Source organism: Pseudovibrio sp. Ad13 (genome assembly GCF_001623225.1).
In the GTDB taxonomy this organism is placed as follows: domain Bacteria; phylum Pseudomonadota; class Alphaproteobacteria; order Rhizobiales; family Stappiaceae; genus Pseudovibrio.
This window is the reverse complement of the sequence record NZ_LMCC01000013.1, coordinates 556452-574749: the sequence shown is the minus strand read 5'-3', so window position 1 is coordinate 574749 and position 18298 is coordinate 556452. Positions and strand designations below refer to the sequence as shown.

At 53.2% G+C, this 18298-nt stretch carries 16 protein-coding genes; 3 read left to right on the top strand and 13 right to left on the bottom strand.

What is annotated here, in order from left to right:
• The first annotated feature begins 18 nt into the window (after window positions 1-18).
• Entirely contained in the window at window positions 19-864 is an 846-nt protein-coding gene (locus PsAD13_RS16355; RefSeq protein WP_208986682.1) for a CoA ester lyase, read from the top strand.
• Between the two features lie 534 nt (window positions 865-1398).
• A complete protein-coding gene (locus PsAD13_RS16350; RefSeq protein WP_057461165.1) occupies window positions 1399-2415 on the top strand; it encodes a zinc-dependent alcohol dehydrogenase in 1017 nt (338 codons plus the stop codon).
• A gap of 93 nt (window positions 2416-2508) precedes the next feature.
• Here the strand turns inward: PsAD13_RS16350 and PsAD13_RS16345 are convergent, their stop codons facing one another.
• Window positions 2509-2973 carry a MarR family transcriptional regulator gene (locus tag PsAD13_RS16345; RefSeq protein WP_057461164.1) on the bottom strand — a complete coding sequence of 155 codons (465 nt, stop codon included), beginning with the start codon at window positions 2971-2973 and terminating at the stop codon, window positions 2509-2511.
• 163 nt (window positions 2974-3136) lie between these two features.
• On the opposite strand from PsAD13_RS16345, the gene PsAD13_RS16340 reads away from it, so the two are divergent.
• Complete coding sequence (locus tag PsAD13_RS16340) at window positions 3137-3976, top strand: SDR family NAD(P)-dependent oxidoreductase (protein ID WP_084404737.1); 840 nt, start codon at window positions 3137-3139, stop codon at window positions 3974-3976.
• A 170-nt stretch (window positions 3977-4146) separates the two neighbouring features.
• On the opposite strand, the gene wecB is transcribed toward PsAD13_RS16340, so the two are convergent.
• The 12 genes from wecB to PsAD13_RS16280 form a co-directional block, all read right to left on the bottom strand.
• Window positions 4147-5292 (bottom strand): UDP-N-acetylglucosamine 2-epimerase (non-hydrolyzing), encoded by a 1146-nt coding sequence (wecB, locus tag PsAD13_RS16335; protein WP_063292295.1) that lies wholly within the window; start codon window positions 5290-5292, stop codon window positions 4147-4149.
• Between the two features lie 23 nt (window positions 5293-5315).
• Window positions 5316-6401, bottom strand: coding sequence for a DUF4434 domain-containing protein (locus PsAD13_RS16330; RefSeq protein WP_208986680.1), 1086 nt, complete (start codon window positions 6399-6401; stop codon window positions 5316-5318).
• A complete protein-coding gene (locus tag PsAD13_RS16325; RefSeq protein ID WP_084404735.1) occupies window positions 6352-10044 on the bottom strand; it encodes a tetratricopeptide repeat protein in 3693 nt (1230 codons plus the stop codon). The genes PsAD13_RS16330 and PsAD13_RS16325 overlap by 50 nt, the downstream gene beginning before the upstream one ends.
• Entirely contained in the window at window positions 10041-11510 is a 1470-nt protein-coding gene (locus PsAD13_RS16320) for a glycosyltransferase (protein WP_063318840.1), read from the bottom strand. The genes PsAD13_RS16325 and PsAD13_RS16320 overlap by 4 nt, the downstream gene beginning before the upstream one ends.
• Window positions 11511-11684: 174 nt before the next feature.
• A complete protein-coding gene (locus PsAD13_RS16315) occupies window positions 11685-12824 on the bottom strand; it encodes a CaiB/BaiF CoA-transferase family protein (RefSeq protein ID WP_063318932.1) in 1140 nt (379 codons plus the stop codon).
• Between the two features lie 425 nt (window positions 12825-13249).
• Window positions 13250-14062 (bottom strand): alpha/beta hydrolase, encoded by an 813-nt coding sequence (locus PsAD13_RS16310; protein ID WP_063318839.1) that lies wholly within the window; start codon window positions 14060-14062, stop codon window positions 13250-13252.
• 1 nt (window position 14063) lies between these two features.
• Complete coding sequence (locus PsAD13_RS16305; protein WP_063318838.1) at window positions 14064-14483, bottom strand: RidA family protein; 420 nt, start codon at window positions 14481-14483, stop codon at window positions 14064-14066.
• Window positions 14480-14902: a thioesterase family protein gene (locus tag PsAD13_RS16300; RefSeq protein WP_082827146.1), complete on the bottom strand. Its 423-nt coding sequence runs from the start codon at window positions 14900-14902 to the stop codon at window positions 14480-14482. The genes PsAD13_RS16305 and PsAD13_RS16300 overlap by 4 nt, the downstream gene beginning before the upstream one ends.
• Window positions 14892-15575 (bottom strand): ABC transporter ATP-binding protein, encoded by a 684-nt coding sequence (locus PsAD13_RS16295; protein ID WP_063318837.1) that lies wholly within the window; start codon window positions 15573-15575, stop codon window positions 14892-14894. Before PsAD13_RS16295 ends, PsAD13_RS16300 begins: the two co-directional genes overlap by 11 nt.
• On the bottom strand, window positions 15575-16324 hold the full coding sequence (locus PsAD13_RS16290) for an ATP-binding cassette domain-containing protein (RefSeq protein ID WP_063318836.1): 750 nt from the start codon (window positions 16322-16324) through the stop codon (window positions 15575-15577). The genes PsAD13_RS16295 and PsAD13_RS16290 overlap by 1 nt, the downstream gene beginning before the upstream one ends.
• Window positions 16317-17342, bottom strand: a complete 1026-nt coding sequence (locus PsAD13_RS16285) for a branched-chain amino acid ABC transporter permease (protein ID WP_063318835.1) — start codon at window positions 17340-17342, stop codon at window positions 16317-16319. Before PsAD13_RS16285 ends, PsAD13_RS16290 begins: the two co-directional genes overlap by 8 nt.
• Entirely contained in the window at window positions 17329-18249 is a 921-nt protein-coding gene (locus PsAD13_RS16280) for a branched-chain amino acid ABC transporter permease (protein WP_057463887.1), read from the bottom strand. The genes PsAD13_RS16285 and PsAD13_RS16280 overlap by 14 nt, the downstream gene beginning before the upstream one ends.
• Window positions 18250-18298: the final 49 nt, after the last annotated feature.

The window sequence follows — 18298 nt, the reverse complement described above, 5'->3', positions numbered from 1 at the left end:
TTAAGTTGGAGTTCCGGTGTGAAGAGCCTGTTATTCTTACCTGCAGATAAAGCCCATCTTTTCCCGAAGGCGACAGCATCGGGAGCAGGGTGTGTGGTGCTTGACCTTGAAGACGGTGTTTCTGAAAAGCAAAAGCCAGCAGCTAGAGATCTGCTGCGCGGCCTTCAAGATGAGATCCGCGAGCATGAGGCCTGTGAAATTGGCATTCGCATCTCATCTTTGAGCACGCCAAGCGGGTTGGAGGATGTGCTGTGCCTGCTGGAACTGGCGCATTTGCCAGACTGGATTTTTCTACCCAAATGTGAAAGCCCGCGAGACCTGGAGCAACTGGATCATCTCCTTCACGCACATCCTGGCAAAGAGATGGTACGGATTTGCGCATTGTTGGAAACGCCAGCCGGACTGTCTAACGCAGAAGCGATTGCCTCAACTCATGCACCGCTTCATGCCCTGGCTTTTGGGTATGCGGACTATACGGCAGAGACAGGCGGCACTATGGGCTGGAACAGTCTTGTATGGCCACGTGGACAGCTTCTGAATGCAGCCGTTCAGAACCATCTTTGGGCGATTGATGGCGTGTATTTAGACTTCAATGACCCTGAAGGGCTTGAAGATGAAGCCCGCAATGCGCGAGATATGGGGTATAACGGCAAGTTCGCCATTCATCCTTCTCAAGTCAGCGTTGTCAATTCGTGCTTTGAACCCAGTGATGAGGAAGTTCAGTGGGCCTTGAATGTGCTTGAAAAGCAAAAGGATACAGCAGGACAAGGCGCGTTTGTTGTTGATGGCAAGATGGTCGATGCGCCTGTGATTTTGCGTGCAAGGCGTTTGCTTGGCCTGAGTGATGGTGATGATCATCCATAGTATGAACTGGCTGTTAGATGATTAAGTATTTGAATGATACAATACTTATAGTTGCTATATTTAGATCGAATAATAGCAAGTAATTCCATAATCTACCTTATGCATACATTTGATTTATACTTGGTATTGTTGGGTGGAGGCAAGTGTTTTGTGGTGTTGCATGGAGTAGGGGGAGAGTGTCTGGTCTCCGCTCGACTCATGACGATGAAATGATCTCAGGTGAACTCGCCTAAAAGCTACGTAGTTAGCCTAAGTTGATGAATTTGTTTCACTTTACGGAAATGTATGTCCTTGAATACACCTGATTGTCGTCCGCGGGTTTTGTATTAAAGAACAAGCCTTTTTAACTTTGAGTGACTGGCGAGAAACGTTGTTAACCGCGCTTGCATCCTTGAAATATCATCTCTTTTATACTTGGCAGGAGGTTTGTTAGGCTCGGGTTGAATGCTGGTGCTGCATACCTGCATTTGCAAAATTTAGCTTTCCCTGTATGCATCTGGGCCGCTGCGGCCCGAACAGGTCAAGGAGCCCGTCATGTCTATGATGAGAGCGGCCGTTGTGCGCGAGTTTGGTGCACCGTTGGACGTGTGTGAAGTTGAAAAGCCTACAGTAAATGATGACAGTGTTCTGGTGAAAATTGAGGCCACTGGCGTGTGCCACACTGACCTTCACGCTGTTGAAGGTGACTGGCCAGTCAAGCCGACACCAGCCTTTATTCCGGGCCATGAAGGCGTGGGAATTGTGGTTGAGAAAGGCCGGAATGTCACTTCGGTGAAAGAGGGGGATCGCGTTGGAATTCCTTGGCTTCACACTGCTTGCCGCTGCTGTCGTCACTGTGTTGATGGCTGGGAAACTTTATGTGAAAGCCAGCAAAACACGGGTTACAGCGTCAATGGCAGCTTTGCAGAATATGCTTTGGCAGACCCGAATTTCGTCGCTCATTTGCCGAAGGAACTTGAATTTGCACCAGCAGCACCAATCCTGTGCGCAGGTGTAACCGTTTACAAGGGGCTGAAGGAAACGGAGACAAAACCGGGACAAACGGTTGTGATTTCCGGTATTGGCGGTTTGGGGCATCTGGCTGTTCAGTACGCCAAGGCCATGGGCTTGCATGTGATTGCGGTTGATATTGCAGAGGACAAACTGGAGCTTGCAAGATCACTTGGCGCGGATATGACGCTGAATGCCTTCAAGTGCGATCCGGTGGCTGAAGTGCAAGCTGGCGGTGGTGCTGAGGGCGTGTTGGTCACAGCAGTGGCTGGCAAGAGCTTCCAGCAAGGTGTTGGCATGTTGGCTCGCGGCGGCACTATGAGCCTTGTTGGTTTACCTCCTGAGGACTTTCCACTCAACATCTTTGATATGGTGCTCAATCGCAAAACATTACGTGGTTCCATTGTGGGCACGCGAAATGATCTGCGGGAGTCATTAGAGTTTGCTGGTGAAGGCCAGGTGGCGGCGCATTACACTACAGAGCCGCTCGACAACGTCAATGACATCTTCGATCGTATGCGTAACGGCAAGATTGACGGCCGTATTGTGATGGACTTTTAAGGCCTGAGAAGACGAATGAATGCCGCAGAATCTTTTTCGTATCTGCGGCATTTGCTTGTCTAAGCGGACCTGATAAGGCCGTTAGCACCTCGCTCATAACAGGTCGGGATGCGCACCAAGCTTCTCCAGTAGGCGGCTCATCTGGGCACATTCTTCTTCAGAATACACTTTGCTCAAAAGCGGATAGGCGACGTTCGCCATGGCACTGAGAGCGGTTGCGAGTTTGCTTTCACCTTCCTCTGTGATGTTGATCAGGATAACCCGTTTATCCTCTTGCGAGCGATGCCGCGTGACGAGGCCTTGCTTCTCCAGCCGGCCGATGATCTTTGTTGCGCCACCTTCGGTGAACATCAGAGCACTGGAAATATCACTCATCCGCACTTCGCCTCCTGATTGCTGGACGCGTCCAAGAAGCTCTTTTTCTGACAAGGTCAGATCACACGCCTCAGTCACTGCCGTTTGTAGCTTCTGTCGAAGGCGAGCGGCTTGCTGCAACAGCAGATGTGCTGTCTGAATGGTTGCCTTTTGGGATTCTGGGGCGAAATCAAACTGAGTCATCACGTATCCGAGGTGTTACAGATAATACTTGACTGGATTAATATTCTAGTCAAATATTATGGTCAATCAATCTTGACCGACTGTAAACAAGGATAAAAAAGTGTCCATAGACCTCACCCCATATAGACCCTCCAAAACCAGTGTTTTCCGCCTTTTACGGTGTATGTTTCGTCAGGGGGCGAGAACGCGTATGTGTCCTCCCGGACCAAGACTTGACGGGAAAACTGCCTTGATAACAGGTGGATCAGCGGGTGTGGGCGAGTATGTTTCCCGCGGATTGATTGCGCGGGGCGCCAAGGTTGTGTCTCTGTCCCGCGGCATCTCTCAGGGTAAGAGAAGGGGCTCAGACCTCCAGCAAGTTAAGTGTGATCTATCATGCTTGCAGTCTGTGGCGGATGCAGTTGGTAAGGTGGGGAACCAGAAAATTGATATATTGATCTGCAACTCGGGTGTTATATTGCATGATCACAAAATGGCCTCGGACGATATTGAAATGACCTTTGCAGTCAATGTCTTAGGTCATCATTTGCTGTATCGACTCCTGATGGAGCAAGGCAAGTTTGCGGAGGATGCACGTATTGTGATGACATCGGGAGACGCCTATATCATGGCTCAAACCTGTGATGTGAACCCGCTAAACTACTCAAGCAACAGGGTTTATGGTGGTAGCAAACTGGGTAATTTATGGCAGATGCGGGAGCTCACGAAACGCTATCCGGCTCTCAAGAGCTATGCTGTTCATCCCGGGGTTATTTTGAGTGGTTTTGGTGGGTTTGCTGAGCAAGGCGGGCTTAGAAGCTGGTTGGCCAAAAGACTGCTGATATCGGAAGAACTTGGGGCACAGGCTGCTCTTATTGCAGCTACGCAAGACGTTCCCAGCGGAACTTATTGGCACAACGTCTGGGGCCTTATGGATTTGCCTGATGGAGATGTCAGTATGGATTATCAAAAATCAGCGGCTCTTTGGGATCAACTCGAACAGCTCACTGAAGCTTACTTTTGATTGCCTAAAGTTCGTGTGCCATGCCTGAGAACTGCATCATGACAATATCGCAGACCTGGAGAGCGGACATTTTAGAGGTGCGAAGGATAAAGATACCTTCGCACGGGCCGTATATATAAAATACGCATAAGGTAGATTATGGAACTTTAATGACAAAGACCAGAATGAAGCTAGTCTGCTGAGTTTATGTGGCTTTCTACGGCCGTCGCGATGCGTTGTGATGCATGGCCATCGCCGAACGGGTTTTGGCGGTCGATCTTTGTGTGTTTGCATTTCAAGATACGAGCGGCTTCATCCGTGATGGTTTGCTCGCATGTGCCGACGAGTTTTGCAAGACCGCTGGTCAATGCTTCCGGTCGCTCTGTGGTCTTGCGCAGGATCAGCAGCGGTGTTCCGAACTCCGGTGCTTCTTCCTGTATGCCGCCGCTGTCGGTCAGGATCAGGTCGGCGTCACGTTCCAGTGCGATGAGCGCTTCATAAGACAATGGCGTGACCAGATGGATGCGCTGTGTATTTTTGAGCTCGGACTCGATCATGTCTTTGACGACCGGATTTGGGTGGACTGGCAAAATGACTTGCAGATCCTCATGGGCTTTTGTGATGCGTTTAATGGCCTGGCAGATGCGGCGCATGGGATCGCCCCAATTTTCGCGTCTATGTGTGGTCACCAGCACCAATCGCTTTTGCGGCCCCAGAACATCTTTCAGTTCGTCGAGCTCGCGTGCCGGTTTGATCTTCTGTGCCAGATGTCGAACGGCGTCGACCACCGTGTTTCCTGTGGTGAGGATTTTCTCGTTGCTCAGGCCTTCACGCAGCAAGTTGTCTTTGGCGATGGATGTTGGTGCGAACAGCCTATGGCACAGTTGGTCTGCCAATCGTCGGTTGGCTTCTTCGGGAAATGGATCCCGCAGCTCACCACTGCGCAGTCCGGCTTCCACGTGGCCGACTGGAATGGCGCTGTAAAAACTGGCCAGTGCGCCGACGAAGCCTGTTGTGGTGTCGCCGTGGACCAATGCGTATTTGGGATGATGCACGGCAATGTATGCGTTTATGCCTTTGAGCAGTTCGCCGGCCTGATCGGCCAGTCTGTGACTGGTGCTGGATACGTCGAGCCAGTTGATCTGGTGAATGTCGAAGGATTCAAGTGCGTTAGATGCGATTTCGCGGTGCTGGCCTGTCATCAGTACATGGGCGTGTAGACCTGGGCAGTTTGCGATTGCAGAGATGACCGGCGCCATTTTGATGGCTTCGGGACGAGTGCCGATGATGCACAGCACTTTGTCCGGGCCTCCTCCGATGATCTCTGGTTCTTTCATCTTATGCGCTACGGTCCTTGTGATTATTCGGCAGCTTCTGCATTCGCCAATGTGCTTGCGCCGCAGACATGAGCGTTCTGTGTAAGGAACTCTTTGATCTCGCGACTGTGTTTGTTGTCGAATTTCAGAATATGGCTGGACAATGAGAACAAGGCCAACGGCTGTGCGGGCGAAAATCTTGCGTTCTTCAGACGGCTTTTCATGGTGCCGAGCGTGGTTGGAATTGTGCTGAAATCTGCTGTTCTCGGATCGATCTCGAAGATTTCCACCACCGGAATAACCGTATGATCTTGTGTGCTGAAGGCGGCGCTGATGGCGCGTTGCAGGTTGCGGCTGGAATAAGGTTCCATAAGCTTGGCCCCTAGCCCGTCCTGCAACAACAAAATGTCCATGGACGATTTTGCCATGAGCTTGTTCCATTGTGTGGCCAGTTTTCGCGGAATGGTCTTCAAATCGGTATATCCAGAGATGGCAACAGGCCCCGGGAGGATGCGGTTCAAGATTGCGCGGGTTTGTTTGGTGTATCCGGTGACGAGTTGTTTGAGCTTGCTATCCAACAGCAGATTGCCATCAATTTCATCTGGTATATACCAGCCTGCAAAAACCTCAGTGGGATGAGTGGTGTAGCTGATCTGCGCCCTTATCGCGGTGGCGAGTTTTTCGGTTTCCGCTAAGCGATTGTCCAGATAGGCTTGGCCATCTTTTTGCAGCTTCTCCATGAATGTTGGATCATACCGCAGGCCGAACCAGAGTTTGGCTCCGGCCTCATCTGCGCCCATGATTGCAGCTTCGAGCCAGAGTGGTAGCTTGATTTCATCCTGAAGATCGCTGCCCCACATGGTCCACTGCAGGATGACCTCTTCAATGCCAAGTCTTTGATGTGCAAGGAGTTCGCTGCGCCATAATCTAGGATTAGGAAAATATTCATCACCCCATGGCTGGATGAAGCTCATGCGTATAGGAATACATTCCTTAGCTCCGGAATCCTGCCGCGCATAGGCTTTAAAGATCATCATGAATGTGATGAGAGCGAGGCAGAACACCCCAAGAACGAAGAGTTTAGAAGTTTGCTTGAAGCCCGAGAAGCACTCGGCTGGTCTCACTGTCATCTGTGTTTAATACTTCGTGTCCTACACGCCCGAACACTTCCAGCTGAAGCAGGTCACCATAGGCTTCGGTGTACCACCCTCTCCACTTCAAAGATGCTCCCAGCCCTGCCTCAATCGCCACAGCGCTGGTTTGGGAGTTCCAGTTTCCGCTCCCTATGGAATACGCAAAGGGCGACAAAATCAGGTTAGGATCGAGCCTAAAAGTGTAACCAAGTCGGCCATCTCCATAGAATAGAATGGTTTTTTCCTTTTCGAAGAAACGACCACCTTCCAGATACAGGCTGATGTAGGGTTCTTTGTCGATAGGCTCACCGGAGTAAAAATCGTAGAGCGGGAGGAAGTCGTTTCCGCGGGTGAAGGACCAAAGCACCCTCCCCAACCAGTTGTCTTCTGTGATGCTGCCGCCTTTGAAGAACCGCTCCAGACCGATTTTCAGGTTTTGCGTCATGAAAGGCTTAAAGCGCAGGCCGACGATGGTCTGGTAGGTGTCAGGGTCCGGGCGGAAGCTGTAGCGTTGGTTGAGCCACTGGGCGCGGGCGATGATCTCAAACACGCGGCCATTCTGGTAGCCGATGACCGGAGGTCGCCATGCCACTTCCAGTGAGCCGAACGGGCTGCTGGATGGGATGCCAAGGATGGCGCCTGCAAACTCCTCCTCATCCTGCCGTGACGGGCTGGCTCCATCGAAGAACAGGAAGCTGATTGGGATTTCCAGAATGCGGAGCTGGCGCTGGAAGCGCTCCAGCTTGTCCTGTTCATAAATGTCGCGCTGATGCTGGTGCAGCACATCAATCCGCTTGCGAAACAGTTCAGCGGCCTTCTTGTTTTTAAAGGCTGCCAGATAGGTATAGGCCAGATCTTCCTGCAGGTTCGCCTGATCTGGTTTTTCCTCCAGTGAGGTTTCAAAGCGGGTGACTGCCAGATCATTGTCGCCCTGAGCACGGGCAAGGTATCCTCCCAAAGCGAGTGTTGCCGGGTTTTTAAGGTCGGCTGGCGGCAGGTTTTCGTATTCAGCCTCTGCTTCCTCTAGTTGACCCAACTGGAACAGAACCTGAACTACGGAAAAGCGAATGTCCGGTGTTGAGGCGATGGACCGTGCCTTGCGCAGGTCCACCAGAGCGCTTGCCAGTGCTTCAGGTGATTGATTGCCCTGATGGAGCGTGAGTTGGGCCCGGGCGGCGTAGTAGCCGGCCATTTGTTCTTGAGAGAGCTTTGAGACATCCAGTTTGGCAAGGAGGTGTGCTGCCTCATCATAGTCCATCTGGCGCAGGTTGAGGTAGAGCAGCGCCATACCAGCGCTCTGATCGTCATGTTCTTCAAAAGATTCCAGAAACCAGTCTTCCGCAACCTCATACTCTCCCAGCTCCTGATAGAGGAAGCCAAGCTGGCTTGCTGTGGCGAGGTTTGGGCTGAGTTCATACGCTTGCTGTAGTTCCTCTCTGGCTTTCTCTTTGTCTCCCAGCCGCAGGTAGAGGCTGGCAAGTGTCAGATGCTTGTCGGCGTTCATGGGCTGGGCCTGAAGCTCCTGTTGCGCGCATGTCAGGGCCTCAAGATTGCGATCAAGCACGCGGTAGGCCTCGCACCGGATCGCCATGATTGCGTCTGTGTTTTGGGTCTGGTCCAGTTGTTGCAACAACATGAGAGCTCTTTTGGGGTGATTGAGCTCCAGTGCAAGATAAGCGGCTTCCAAACGGGTTTCAGCGGTTGGGGCCAGTCGCAGTGACTGGCGGTACATTTTCACGGCTTCCTGAAGTTGCCCCTCTGTTTTCAGGAGGCGCGCCAGTGCAAGGAAAGCCATGGCAAACCTGTTTTTGTTTTCGTCTGACAGGTGTGCTGTGTTGGTGTAGCTGAAAACGTAGTTCAGCCACATGCGTGTCGTGATGCCTTCTGCGGTGCTTTCCTTGAGCATGAGATATGCTGGCAGAACGAGTGTCGGGTCCGGTTGCAGCTTCCAGTCCGCGATCAGATACTCAAGCGTGCTGGTCCAGTCTTCATTGGTTGCAGAAACAGCTGCCAGATCAAACAGAAGACGTGCAAAGGCTTTCTTGTCGTTTTCGTTAAAGGCACCGTCTGCACGGGCTCTTTGAGCGCGTGCAAGAGCATCCTGAAGAACAGCAGAAGCGATGCGGTGCTTGTTGGAGAGCAGGGCGACCTGTCCTCTTTTTGCTGTGATGCGCCAGTTGGGCATCAACGTTTCAGCTTCTTTGAGAACCTGATTGGCGAGATCCAGATCCCCTGCCCGCCGCGCCAGATCTGAAAGGGTTTGCAACAGCTCTACCCAGGCTTCCGGAGATTTCTGCTGGTCTGTGAACTGGGTGATGGCGCGCAGTTCCACCAGCGCGTTGATGGCTTGTGTTTCCCAGCCGTTGTTAAGAGCGAGCATACTGAGTTGCAGGCCGTATTCCGGGCTGCGGGTGAGTTTGATCAGCAGTCGGCCTGCGGTGACCGCTCTGGCATCATCTCCTGCGCGAATGGCGATGTCTGCCAGTGCCAGATAGTAGTTGGCGGCTTCTTCCGGGCCAGAGGCTTTGGTGTCGAGGATCCTGCCATCCGCTGTCAGGAGCGCCATTTCAGCCTCAGCACTGGAGCCTTTTTTCACCAGAGCGTAAGCCAGCTGAACGCGCGTGGACAGTCCCAGTTGATCAATGCGTCCGGGGTTGAGGAAGGTCAGTAACTCATCAAGGTGACCAGAGTTCAGAGCACTGGCGGCCAGAGCTCTGGCGAATGTGCGTTGTTCCAAAGCGGAGGATTGGCGGCCAGTAAACAGTCCATTCATTTCGCCGCGCAGCAGCAAGCGGTAGGCTTCTTCGTCTTTGCCTTGCTCAAGAAGCAGGAAGGCGTCATTCAGGATGGCTGTGCGTTGGGTTCTTGGGGCGTTGTCCAGTTTGGAAAGTTCGTCCCACTCGCTGCGGGCTTCTTCCAGTTGATTGAAGTTGCGCAGAAGGTCGGCCCGTATGAGCCTTTGCCTTGGGGTGGCAGCGCCCAGCTCTCGCAGAATGTTCAGTGCCTGGAGAGCTTCTTTTGTTTTGCCGAGTTTGATGGCTGCTTCTGCGGCGCCTGCAAGAGCTTCTTCCCGGTTGCTCGGCAGTAATTTGCCAGTCTCTATCGCCAGCCGGAAATCATCAAAGGCTTCCGCATACTCGCCCGTGAGCATTTGCAGGTGGCCAAGCGAAAGATAGCCGCGGCTGAAGGCGGGGGCTTGAGATTGGAGGATTTCTAATTGGTCAATTGCTGCGATTGGGCGATTGAGGCCGATGAGCAGCTGGATTTTTTGCCAACGGGCCACAAGATGATTGGGGTCTTGCTTGAGCAGCTCATCCAGCTCTTTCAGGGCAGCTTCGTTCCGTCCTTTTGCCAGCAAACGGTATGCCAGATCCAGCAAGGGATAGGAGCGATAATCGCGCCACGTGCTTTGCAGGAGGGATTGGCTGTCCTGCCGGTCCTTCAGCAAGCTGATGTAGTACTCGTCTTTTTGCTGGAGGGTGTAAGGCGCAGGGCTGACTGGCTCTGAAGGCGGCACTGGATTTTGTGATTGTGTTGGGATGGATAAGCCAAGCGCAAACATGATGACCCACAGCAGATAGAATGCCGAGTTTCGGTTGGCATTCCCGCGTGTATTGTGGGGCGTTTGGGGCCGAGTCATGATTGCGCTTCCTGCTCTACAGGAATTGCCAGTTCCAGACTTTCTTCATCTGGATAATCATGGGCGGTCTTGTCCCAACCGATAACTTCGCCAGTGCCCAGATGCCGGATCCATGTTTTGATGGCTCGCATCATGGCGATGTAATTGATGATGATGGATACGAAGTAGCGCAGGGTTACAGGTGCCAATGCGCGCAGGCCATAATGGTAGCCTGTCCAGATATGGCGCTGGATAAGGCGGTGGGCGAGCAGCAGCACGTTGAACCAGATCACATACCAGAATGGGCTGTCTTCTGGCAGAAGCGGTGGCAAATGGTAGGCATCTGGTGCCAGCTTCTCATAGAGGCGAAGGCCCCAGTAGAAGAAAAGCGAGATGTACCCAATGATGATGGCATGGCTGAAGAACACCATCTTCCTGTCGCGCCAATAAAAATATTTATCAGCGAGCCCTCCTTTCCACCCCAGTTGTGCCCAGCCCTGAAACGCGATGCCGATGGTCCAGCGGGTTTTCTGGCGTACGCTTTGCCAGAAGCCGGAGGGAAACAACTCCTGCGTGACTGCAAAGTCCGTGTGCTCGCTCTTCCTTGCCGGGTGGATCCAGAGCAGGCGGTGGGTGAGCCCCTTCCCTGTGAGCCGCATGGCGAGGTCATAGTCTTCCGTCAAGGAGCTGATGTTGAAGATTTCCGGTATGCCGTTCTCATCTGTGCCAGAAATGGATTTGGCTGTCTCGATGGTTTTCTTGGAATAGCAGGTACCAACGCCAGCACCCGGAACTGTTCCGGTCAGGAAGCCCCTGACGAGAACTTCCTTGGAATGGAACTCGGCGAATTCGTCCATGTAGTGGCCTGCTGTCAGGTCCCGGCGTCTACGGGGTAACGAGAGCACAGGCAACTGCACCACATCGGCAAGTTCAAGACTGGCGTTGAAGATGTGCAGAGCGTTTGGGTTGAGGATGTCTTCTGCGTCCTGCATGACGATGCCGGCAAAGGAGATGTTCTGCTCTTGTTCGAATGTCTCTATTTCGGCAAGGATGGTGTTGACGCAGTCGGCTTTGCAGGTTGGGCCATCATTGTTGGTGATGACGACGCGCAGGTTGTCATGTTCGGCTGCCAGACGGTTTGCAGCCTTCTGTGTGGCGTCATCATTGGGGTAGACGCCAATGAAGATCCAATAGGACGGATAGTCCAGCCTGCGCATGATGCCTGTGACGGCGGGATAGAGGATTGCGGCTTCATCCCACGCGGGCAACATGATGGCCAGCGGTCTGGGTGGGACGTGCCCTGTTTCTTCAAACAGGCGTTCTTCGGTTCTGCCCACCAATGGGCCGCGATACCAGGCGATAAAGGTGTAATAGAGGGTGTCAACGAACAGGTCATCTGCGCCAGATACAGCAAAGACGTATGAGGCGACGAGAAAGAGGCCCTGCGTAACAAGAAACAATAATACAAATGCATCTGTTACCAGCATACTCTGGTGCACTCCTTCGCAGTAACCTGATTAAAGTTACCCTAGGAGATTCGAGAGGATGTCCTCAGTCATGGGATGTGCTCAGAGGATTGGGCTGAGGCAGTTATGACGTGGGAGGGAGTGCTGAGGCCCCCTCCGTTTACAGTTTGTTTCGCATCGTTAATTGTCGCAGATTCAGGCCAAAGTTTTGCTCTTTTGCATATCAACGATATCAGCTTCAGAGAAACCAAGCTGCTGTAAAACCTGTGCAGTATCGTCTCCGGTTCTTCCTGCTGGTTCAGGTGTTTGCGGAACTGTGCGGCTAAAGCGCGGTGCGGGTGCTGCCTGGGTGACGCCGTTGAGCCGGATGCGGTTGCTGCGTTCGGTGTTGAGAGAGGCTGCGTTTGCCTCCTCAATGGAGAGCACAGGGGCAACGCAAGCGTCGGTTCCTGCAAAGACGCCGGTCCAGTGGTCCAGCGTATTCGCCTCGATGGCAGTGCCGATTTGCTCTTCCAGCTGAGGCCACTCTTTCATGTTCATCTGGATCTTGGAAAGCTCTTGCGGGAGGTCCAGCCCTTTCAGCAGCAGAGCGAAGAACTGAGGCTCCAGAGAACCGACGGACAGATAGCGGCCATCTGAGGTTTCATAGCAGCGATAGAACGGAGCGCCACCGTCCAGCAGGTTCGTTTGGCGTTTGTCCTGCCAAAGCCCGCGACCCAGCAAGGAGTAGATCAGGCCCATCATGGCTGGCACGCCATCGACCATGGCCGCATCGATTACCTGCCCTTTGCCGCTTCTGGTGCGCTCAAACAGTGCTGACAAGACACCCAGCAGCAGGAACATGGACCCACCGCCGTAGTCTGCCGCCATGTTGAGTGGTGGGACTGGTGGGCGGCCTTCTTCACCAATGGCATGGAGCATGCCGGTCATGGCGAGGTAATTGAGGTCATGCCCGGCGGCATGGGCCAGTGGCCCGTCCTGCCCCCAGCCTGTCATACGGCCATAGATCAGGCCCGGGTTCTTGGCGAGGCATTCGTCCGGCCCAAGGCCAAGGCGCTCCATTACGCCGGGGCGGAAGCCTTCGATCAGGATGTCGGCTTTTTCAACGAGGGAGAAGAAGACTTTGACTGCCTCTTCGCTCTTCATGTTGAGTGCGATGGACTTCTTGCCTCTGCGGTTGACGTCCTTGTCGATCCGCTCGCCGGTGCGGCGATCAACGACGATGACATCGGCTCCCAGATCTGCAAGCAATTGTCCGGCCATGGGCGCTGGGCCAAGGCCTGCCATCTCCACTACCTGAAGTCCTGAAAGTGGTCCCGCTTTTGCTGCTGTCACATATGCCTCCCCAGTCAGCCAAGTCCTGCGCATGCGGACATTTTAGAAAGTGCCCGTTTCCAGAGTTGATGCCTTGCAGAGCTGGCTCGTCAGATTAGATTACCTGAAAGCCGCGCTGGGCGGATAACTCCGGTCTGCGTTGTTGGGTCAACCTTAGAGCGGCTGATGGTGGTTCCACAACTCTCCATTTGGTGAATAGCCTATCCAATAGGTTAAGATGGATGGAGAGTGCGAGGAGATTTTCAATCTGATGCGCTGGGCTGTGTCGTTTGCTGTGATAGGTGCTTTCTGATGAAATGAATTCATCAACGCAGTTACATAGCAACTTAAAGTAACGCATGAATCACTTAAACCACGCAAAATTACACATAAGAACGCAAAGTCGCGCGGTTTATATAATATCTATATATTTCAGCAGGTTGTGATTATGTATTCAACATAGTTGTGAGGAGTAAGCTGTCTGGCTGTTCCAGCGCCTCTACCACGGTAAAATGGTTTTTGCCGGGGTCCTCATAGGCAGTGACCTGAGTTTCAAAACCACCCCACATTGCGCAGTGGGCTGCATTTTGCCGCCGAAACTCTGCCAGCTCCTCAGCTCCAACCCAGCCTGTAAAGCGTAGATTATCAAGAGGTTCGTGCAGCACCGGACTTTCTGCCAGCGCCTCCGCTTCGTCGATATGCAGAGTGTCGTTCATTGCTGTCCTGCGGATTGGCCGCAGATCATAGACCCCACTGATGCCGAGGATGTGCTTGATCCGACCAGTGATACTATCTGGTATCATCCGGTTTTTGCAGCCCAACCTCGCTACCAAGTGTCCACCAGCAGAATGACCGGTCAGGTGAATCGATCCTTCAACTCGTTCAGCTACAACTTCAAGAGCTTGCTGCATCTGATTGGTAATGCTAGCTATTTTCGCATCCGGGCAGAGGTCGTAAGAAGGCACGGCAACGGTGTACCCCATCTCGACGGCCCCCTTCGCCAAGTGGCTGAAGGCGGATTTATCGAAGGCCTTCCAGTACCCGCCATGAACGATCATGACGAGCCCTTTGGACGCCTCAGCGCCTTGCGGGAAGAACAGGTCGAGCTTCTCTCTCTCCCCGCTTCCGTAGGCTACGTCCAGTTGGTTTTTTGAGGTCTCGCGAAACGCTTTGGAACGCTCAACCCATTGATTAAACAGCTCTTGTGCGTTTGATACTGCACCGGAGTTATGATAGGCCGCGTCCCAATCCCGCATCATGTTATCCCGCTCTTGGCAGTACTGCCGTTGCTTCAATTTCCACTTTGGCCTGATCTTCTACCAGATCAGCCACCTGGATCATGGTCATGGATGGAAAATGACGGCCAAACACAGAGCGATACGCCTCGCCAACTTCGCGCAGGCGAGCGGTGTAGTCTTTCTTGTCGACCACATACCACGTCAGGCGCACCACATGCTCTGGCTTCGCGCCAGCTGTGGCTAGAATATCGCTAATGTTCTCAAGCGTTTGCTTGATCTGATCAATGAGATCATCGCTCTCGAAGACCTGCTGGCCGTTCCAGCCGATTTGACCTCCCAGAAAGATGGGTGTGCCTTCTGCCATAATGCCATTGGCGTATCCAGAAGCAGGCTTCCAACCTTCCGGCTGGAGAAATTTGAACAGTGCTTGTTGTGTTGTCATGAAGGTCCCTCTTCCTTCAGGAAAAATTCCATTTGTTTCTTAATGGCTTGCGGCCAACTCGCTGGCTTCTTGTCCTCGCCTTTGACGTAGACAATGACCGAGCGGCTTGTGAGACGAAGCTCGTCCTCGCATGTCACCGTAAACTCCAGATGGACGCTGGAGCGTCCCAGCTTTGTGACCTGAAGCGTGAATAAGAGTTCGTCACCAAGCTTGCTCGGCTTTTTGAACTCTGTTTCGATCTTGGCTGTGGGGACTGCATCCCCTTGATTTATATGAATTTCTACGAACGACGTGCCGAGCGATTGCTCGAACCACTCTTCGGTGACCTGATTGATCATCTCGAAATAGCGGGGATAAAAGACAATTCCAGCGGGGTCGCAGTGCTGGAAAATCACTTTGATCGTGCGTTCAAAGACCAAGGTATCTGTCCTTCATTTCCTCGGTGAGTGTATCCGGGCGCCCTGCCCAGACTGACTCGCCTTTTTCCAGAATGACGGCCTGATCAGCCAACGGAAGGAGCTCCTTCAGCGTCTTGTCGACGATGAGAATGGACAATCCTTCCTTCTTCAACCTGGCGATCGCCTGCCAGATCTCCCCGCGCACCACAGGTGCCAGACCTTCCGTTGCTTCATCAAGGATCAGCAATTTCGGGTTTGTCATCAAGGCTCTGGAGATGGCGAGCATTTGCTGCTCTCCGCCAGACAGCGTGTTTGCACTCTGGCTTTTCCTCTCCTGAAGGCGTGGAAACAAGTCATAGACGCGGTTCAGCGTCCACTCGCCTTTGCGTGCAGCTGCGGTCAGGTTTTCCAGAACCGACAGGTTCGGGAAGCAGCGGCGACCTTCCGGGACCAGTCCCAGACCAAGGCGTGCGGCTTTGTGGCTGGACAGGCGGTTCAGGCTTTGATCGCGAAACTCAATGGTACCTTTGGTTGGCGTAACCATCTGACAAATAGAGCTGATTGTGGTTGATTTGCCCATGCCATTGCGGCCAAGCATCGCGACCATTTCGCCTTCATTGACGGAGAGGTTCACACCGAAAAGCGCTTGTGCAGCGCCGTAATGGGCTTCCAAGCCTTTGACTTCTAACAGCATCAGGCTTCCTCTCCAAGATAAGCTTCTCTGACAAGCGCACTGGCGCGGATATCATCGACCGAGCCTGACAGAATGGCTGCACCGCCCACCAGAACCGTGATGCGATCTGCCAGACGGAACACAGCGTCCATGTCGTGCTCAATGAGCAGGATCGGGATTTCCGGGCGAATTTCTTCAAGGAATTCAGTGAGCTGAATAGATCCCGTCGGGCCGAGACCAGCCATGGGTCCATCAAGCAAAAGAGCTTTGGGTGCGAGCGCCAAAGCGCAGGCGACTTCCACCTGACGGCGCTCACCGTGAGAGAGTTCCGAGACCGCGATATCTTCGCGGCCACCGAGACCGACTTTTCTGAGCCAGTTTCCGGCTGTTTCACGCAGTTCTTCGTCGGACTTGGTTTGCTTCCAGAAGCGGAAGCTGGAGCCCTGACTGGCTTGTACGGAGAGCATGACATTGCGACGGGCGCTGACGTCCATGGCCAGCGAAGAGACCTGGAAACTGCGGCCCAGTCCTTTGCGAGACCGGCTGGCGACTGTCTCTGAAGTTACGTCTTCACTATCCAGAATGATGCTGCCGCTGTCAGGTGTGATCCAGCCTGCAATCTGACCGATGAGCGTTGATTTACCAGCCCCGTTTGGTCCGATAAGCGCATGAATCTCATTAGGTTTCAGGTCCAAAGATACGTTTTTTGTCGCTTGCAGAGCCCCAAAGGATTTGTGCAGGCCTTTGACTTCAAGAACCGGTTTAGTCATGGCGTGCTCTCCCTGCAATCATGCCCATGACGCCACCTCGGGCGAACAGAACGACCCCGAGCAAGGCCAGACCAAGCAGCAGTTGCCAGTGCTCTGTCCATTCGCCGATATAGGTTTCGAGCAGTACGAACAGGGCTGCGCCGATAACAGGGCCGTAGAGACGCCCGACGCCGCCAAGGATGACGAACACCATAATCTCTCCGGAACGGTGCCAGGAGAGCATTGAAGGGCCTACAAAGCCGTTCAGCTCGGCAAACAACGCTCCAGCCAAACCGGTGATCATCGCGGAGATGACAAAGCCTGTGAGCTTGATCGGGAATGGATCAATGCCAGAGGTTGCCAGCCGTGTCTCATTCATACGGGCGGTGCCAAGAGCTGCACCGAAACGGGAGCCAGACAAGCGTGCTGAGACGAAGATGGAACCGAGCAGCAGGACAAAACAGACAAGGAAGAACGTCAAAGCGCTCTCTGCATCTACCATTGGAAGTTCGTTGCGCAGGTAAATTGAAAGGCCATCTTCACCGCCGTATGTCGGCCAGGAAATGGCGAAGTAGTAGATCATCTGGGCAAATGCCAGTGTGATCATGATGAAGTAGACGCCTTCGGTTCTCAACGAGATTGCGCCAATTGCTAAGGCTGCGATGCCGCAAATGACCATTGCGACAATCCAGATGATAAGCATCTGGTTGGTGCCGGAGATTGCAAAAGGCATGGCCATGAAGAGGGTTTCTTCAAAGCTGTGAAAGGCTGCAATGCCAGTGGTGTAGCCGCCAATACCGAAGAAGGCTGCATGGCCGAAACTGACCATTCCGCCCTGTCCGATGGCAAAGTTGAGGCCAACACCAGCAATAGCGAAGATGGTGATCAGGCTTGCCAGATTGACGTAGTAGTCTTCTCCGATAGAAGACGCCCAGAGCGGCAGAGCCAGCAGGATTGCCATAACTGCGATGTTGACGACGGTCTCGCGGTTCAGCTTTGGCATATTGATGGATTTTGGAGCTGTATCAGTTCGTTGCATTGAAAAGCCCCTTTGGTTTGACTGCCAGAATGCCTGCCATCATCAGATAGATAAGCATGGATGACAGAGCTGCCCCGATGCTGTTTGCACTGGCATTTTCCATGAAGAACTTCAGGATGACGGGCAGGAAAATACGTCCCAGAGTATCCACGAGGCCAATCAGGATGGAGCCGATGAGAGCGCCTTTGATTGAGCCAATGCCGCCAATCACAATGACCACGAAGGCCAGAATGAGCACAGGTTCTCCCATGCCGACCTGTACGGAGCGCAATGCGCCGACCAGAGCACCCGACAGACCTGCGATCGCGGCGCCCAATGCGAAAACGATGGTGTAAAGCGTTTTGATATCAACACCTAAGGCAGCGATCATCTCGCGGTCACTTTCACCGGCGCGGATCCGCATGCCAAGGCGCGTTTTGGAAATAAGCAGGTAGAGAAGCAGGGCAACAGCCAGTGCTGCCAGTATGATAAACAGGCGATAGACCGGATAAGCTTCTACGCCGGGCAACGCCATGGTGCCCCCCAGAGCTGCTGGGATGTTGAGGTAAAGTGGCATGGAGCCGAAGACCATGCGGGTACCTTCAGAAAAGATTAGAATGAGAGCAAAGGTTGCCAGTACCTGATCGAGGTGATCGCGGTCATAAAGCCTGCGAATGACAAGCATTTCGATGAGTGCACCAGCTGCCGCCGCTCCAAGGACACCACCACCAAGACCAAGCCAGAAAGAGCCGGTCTGCTGAGTGATCCAAGCGCAACAAAAGGCACCGACCATGTAAAGCGAGCCATGAGCGAGGTTGATCAGACCCATAACGCCGAAGACCAGCGTGAGGCCAGCTGCCATCAGAAACAAAGTGAGACCGAATTGCAGCCCGTTCAATACCTGCTCAAAAATCAAAGCTGCCGTCATTTATGATATTCCCGAGGCTTCTTTTTCATTGTCACATCAGTATAGGGGA

Bases quoted from the DNA above. Each gene is read 5' to 3' on its own strand.
- PsAD13_RS16350 (WP_057461165.1), top strand. From the start codon at position 1,399: ATGTCTATGATGAGAGCGGCCGTTGTGCGCGAGTTTGGTGCACCGTTG.
- PsAD13_RS16345 (WP_057461164.1), bottom strand. From the start codon at position 2,973: ATGACTCAGTTTGATTTCGCCCCAGAATCCCAAAAGGCAACCATTCAG.
- PsAD13_RS16340 (WP_084404737.1), top strand. From the start codon at position 3,137: ATGTTTCGTCAGGGGGCGAGAACGCGTATGTGTCCTCCCGGACCAAGA.
- wecB (WP_063292295.1), bottom strand. From the start codon at position 5,292: ATGAAAGAACCAGAGATCATCGGAGGAGGCCCGGACAAAGTGCTGTGC.
- PsAD13_RS16330 (WP_208986680.1), bottom strand. From the start codon at position 6,401: ATGACAGTGAGACCAGCCGAGTGCTTCTCGGGCTTCAAGCAAACTTCT.
- PsAD13_RS16325 (WP_084404735.1), bottom strand. From the start codon at position 10,044: ATGACTCGGCCCCAAACGCCCCACAATACACGCGGGAATGCCAACCGA.
- PsAD13_RS16320 (WP_063318840.1), bottom strand. From the start codon at position 11,510: ATGCTGGTAACAGATGCATTTGTATTATTGTTTCTTGTTACGCAGGGC.
- PsAD13_RS16310 (WP_063318839.1), bottom strand. From the start codon at position 14,062: ATGATGCGGGATTGGGACGCGGCCTATCATAACTCCGGTGCAGTATCA.
- PsAD13_RS16305 (WP_063318838.1), bottom strand. From the start codon at position 14,483: ATGACAACACAACAAGCACTGTTCAAATTTCTCCAGCCGGAAGGTTGG.
- PsAD13_RS16295 (WP_063318837.1), bottom strand. From the start codon at position 15,575: ATGCTGTTAGAAGTCAAAGGCTTGGAAGCCCATTACGGCGCTGCACAA.
- PsAD13_RS16290 (WP_063318836.1), bottom strand. From the start codon at position 16,324: ATGACTAAACCGGTTCTTGAAGTCAAAGGCCTGCACAAATCCTTTGGG.
- PsAD13_RS16285 (WP_063318835.1), bottom strand. From the start codon at position 17,342: ATGCAACGAACTGATACAGCTCCAAAATCCATCAATATGCCAAAGCTG.
- PsAD13_RS16280 (WP_057463887.1), bottom strand. From the start codon at position 18,249: ATGACGGCAGCTTTGATTTTTGAGCAGGTATTGAACGGGCTGCAATTC.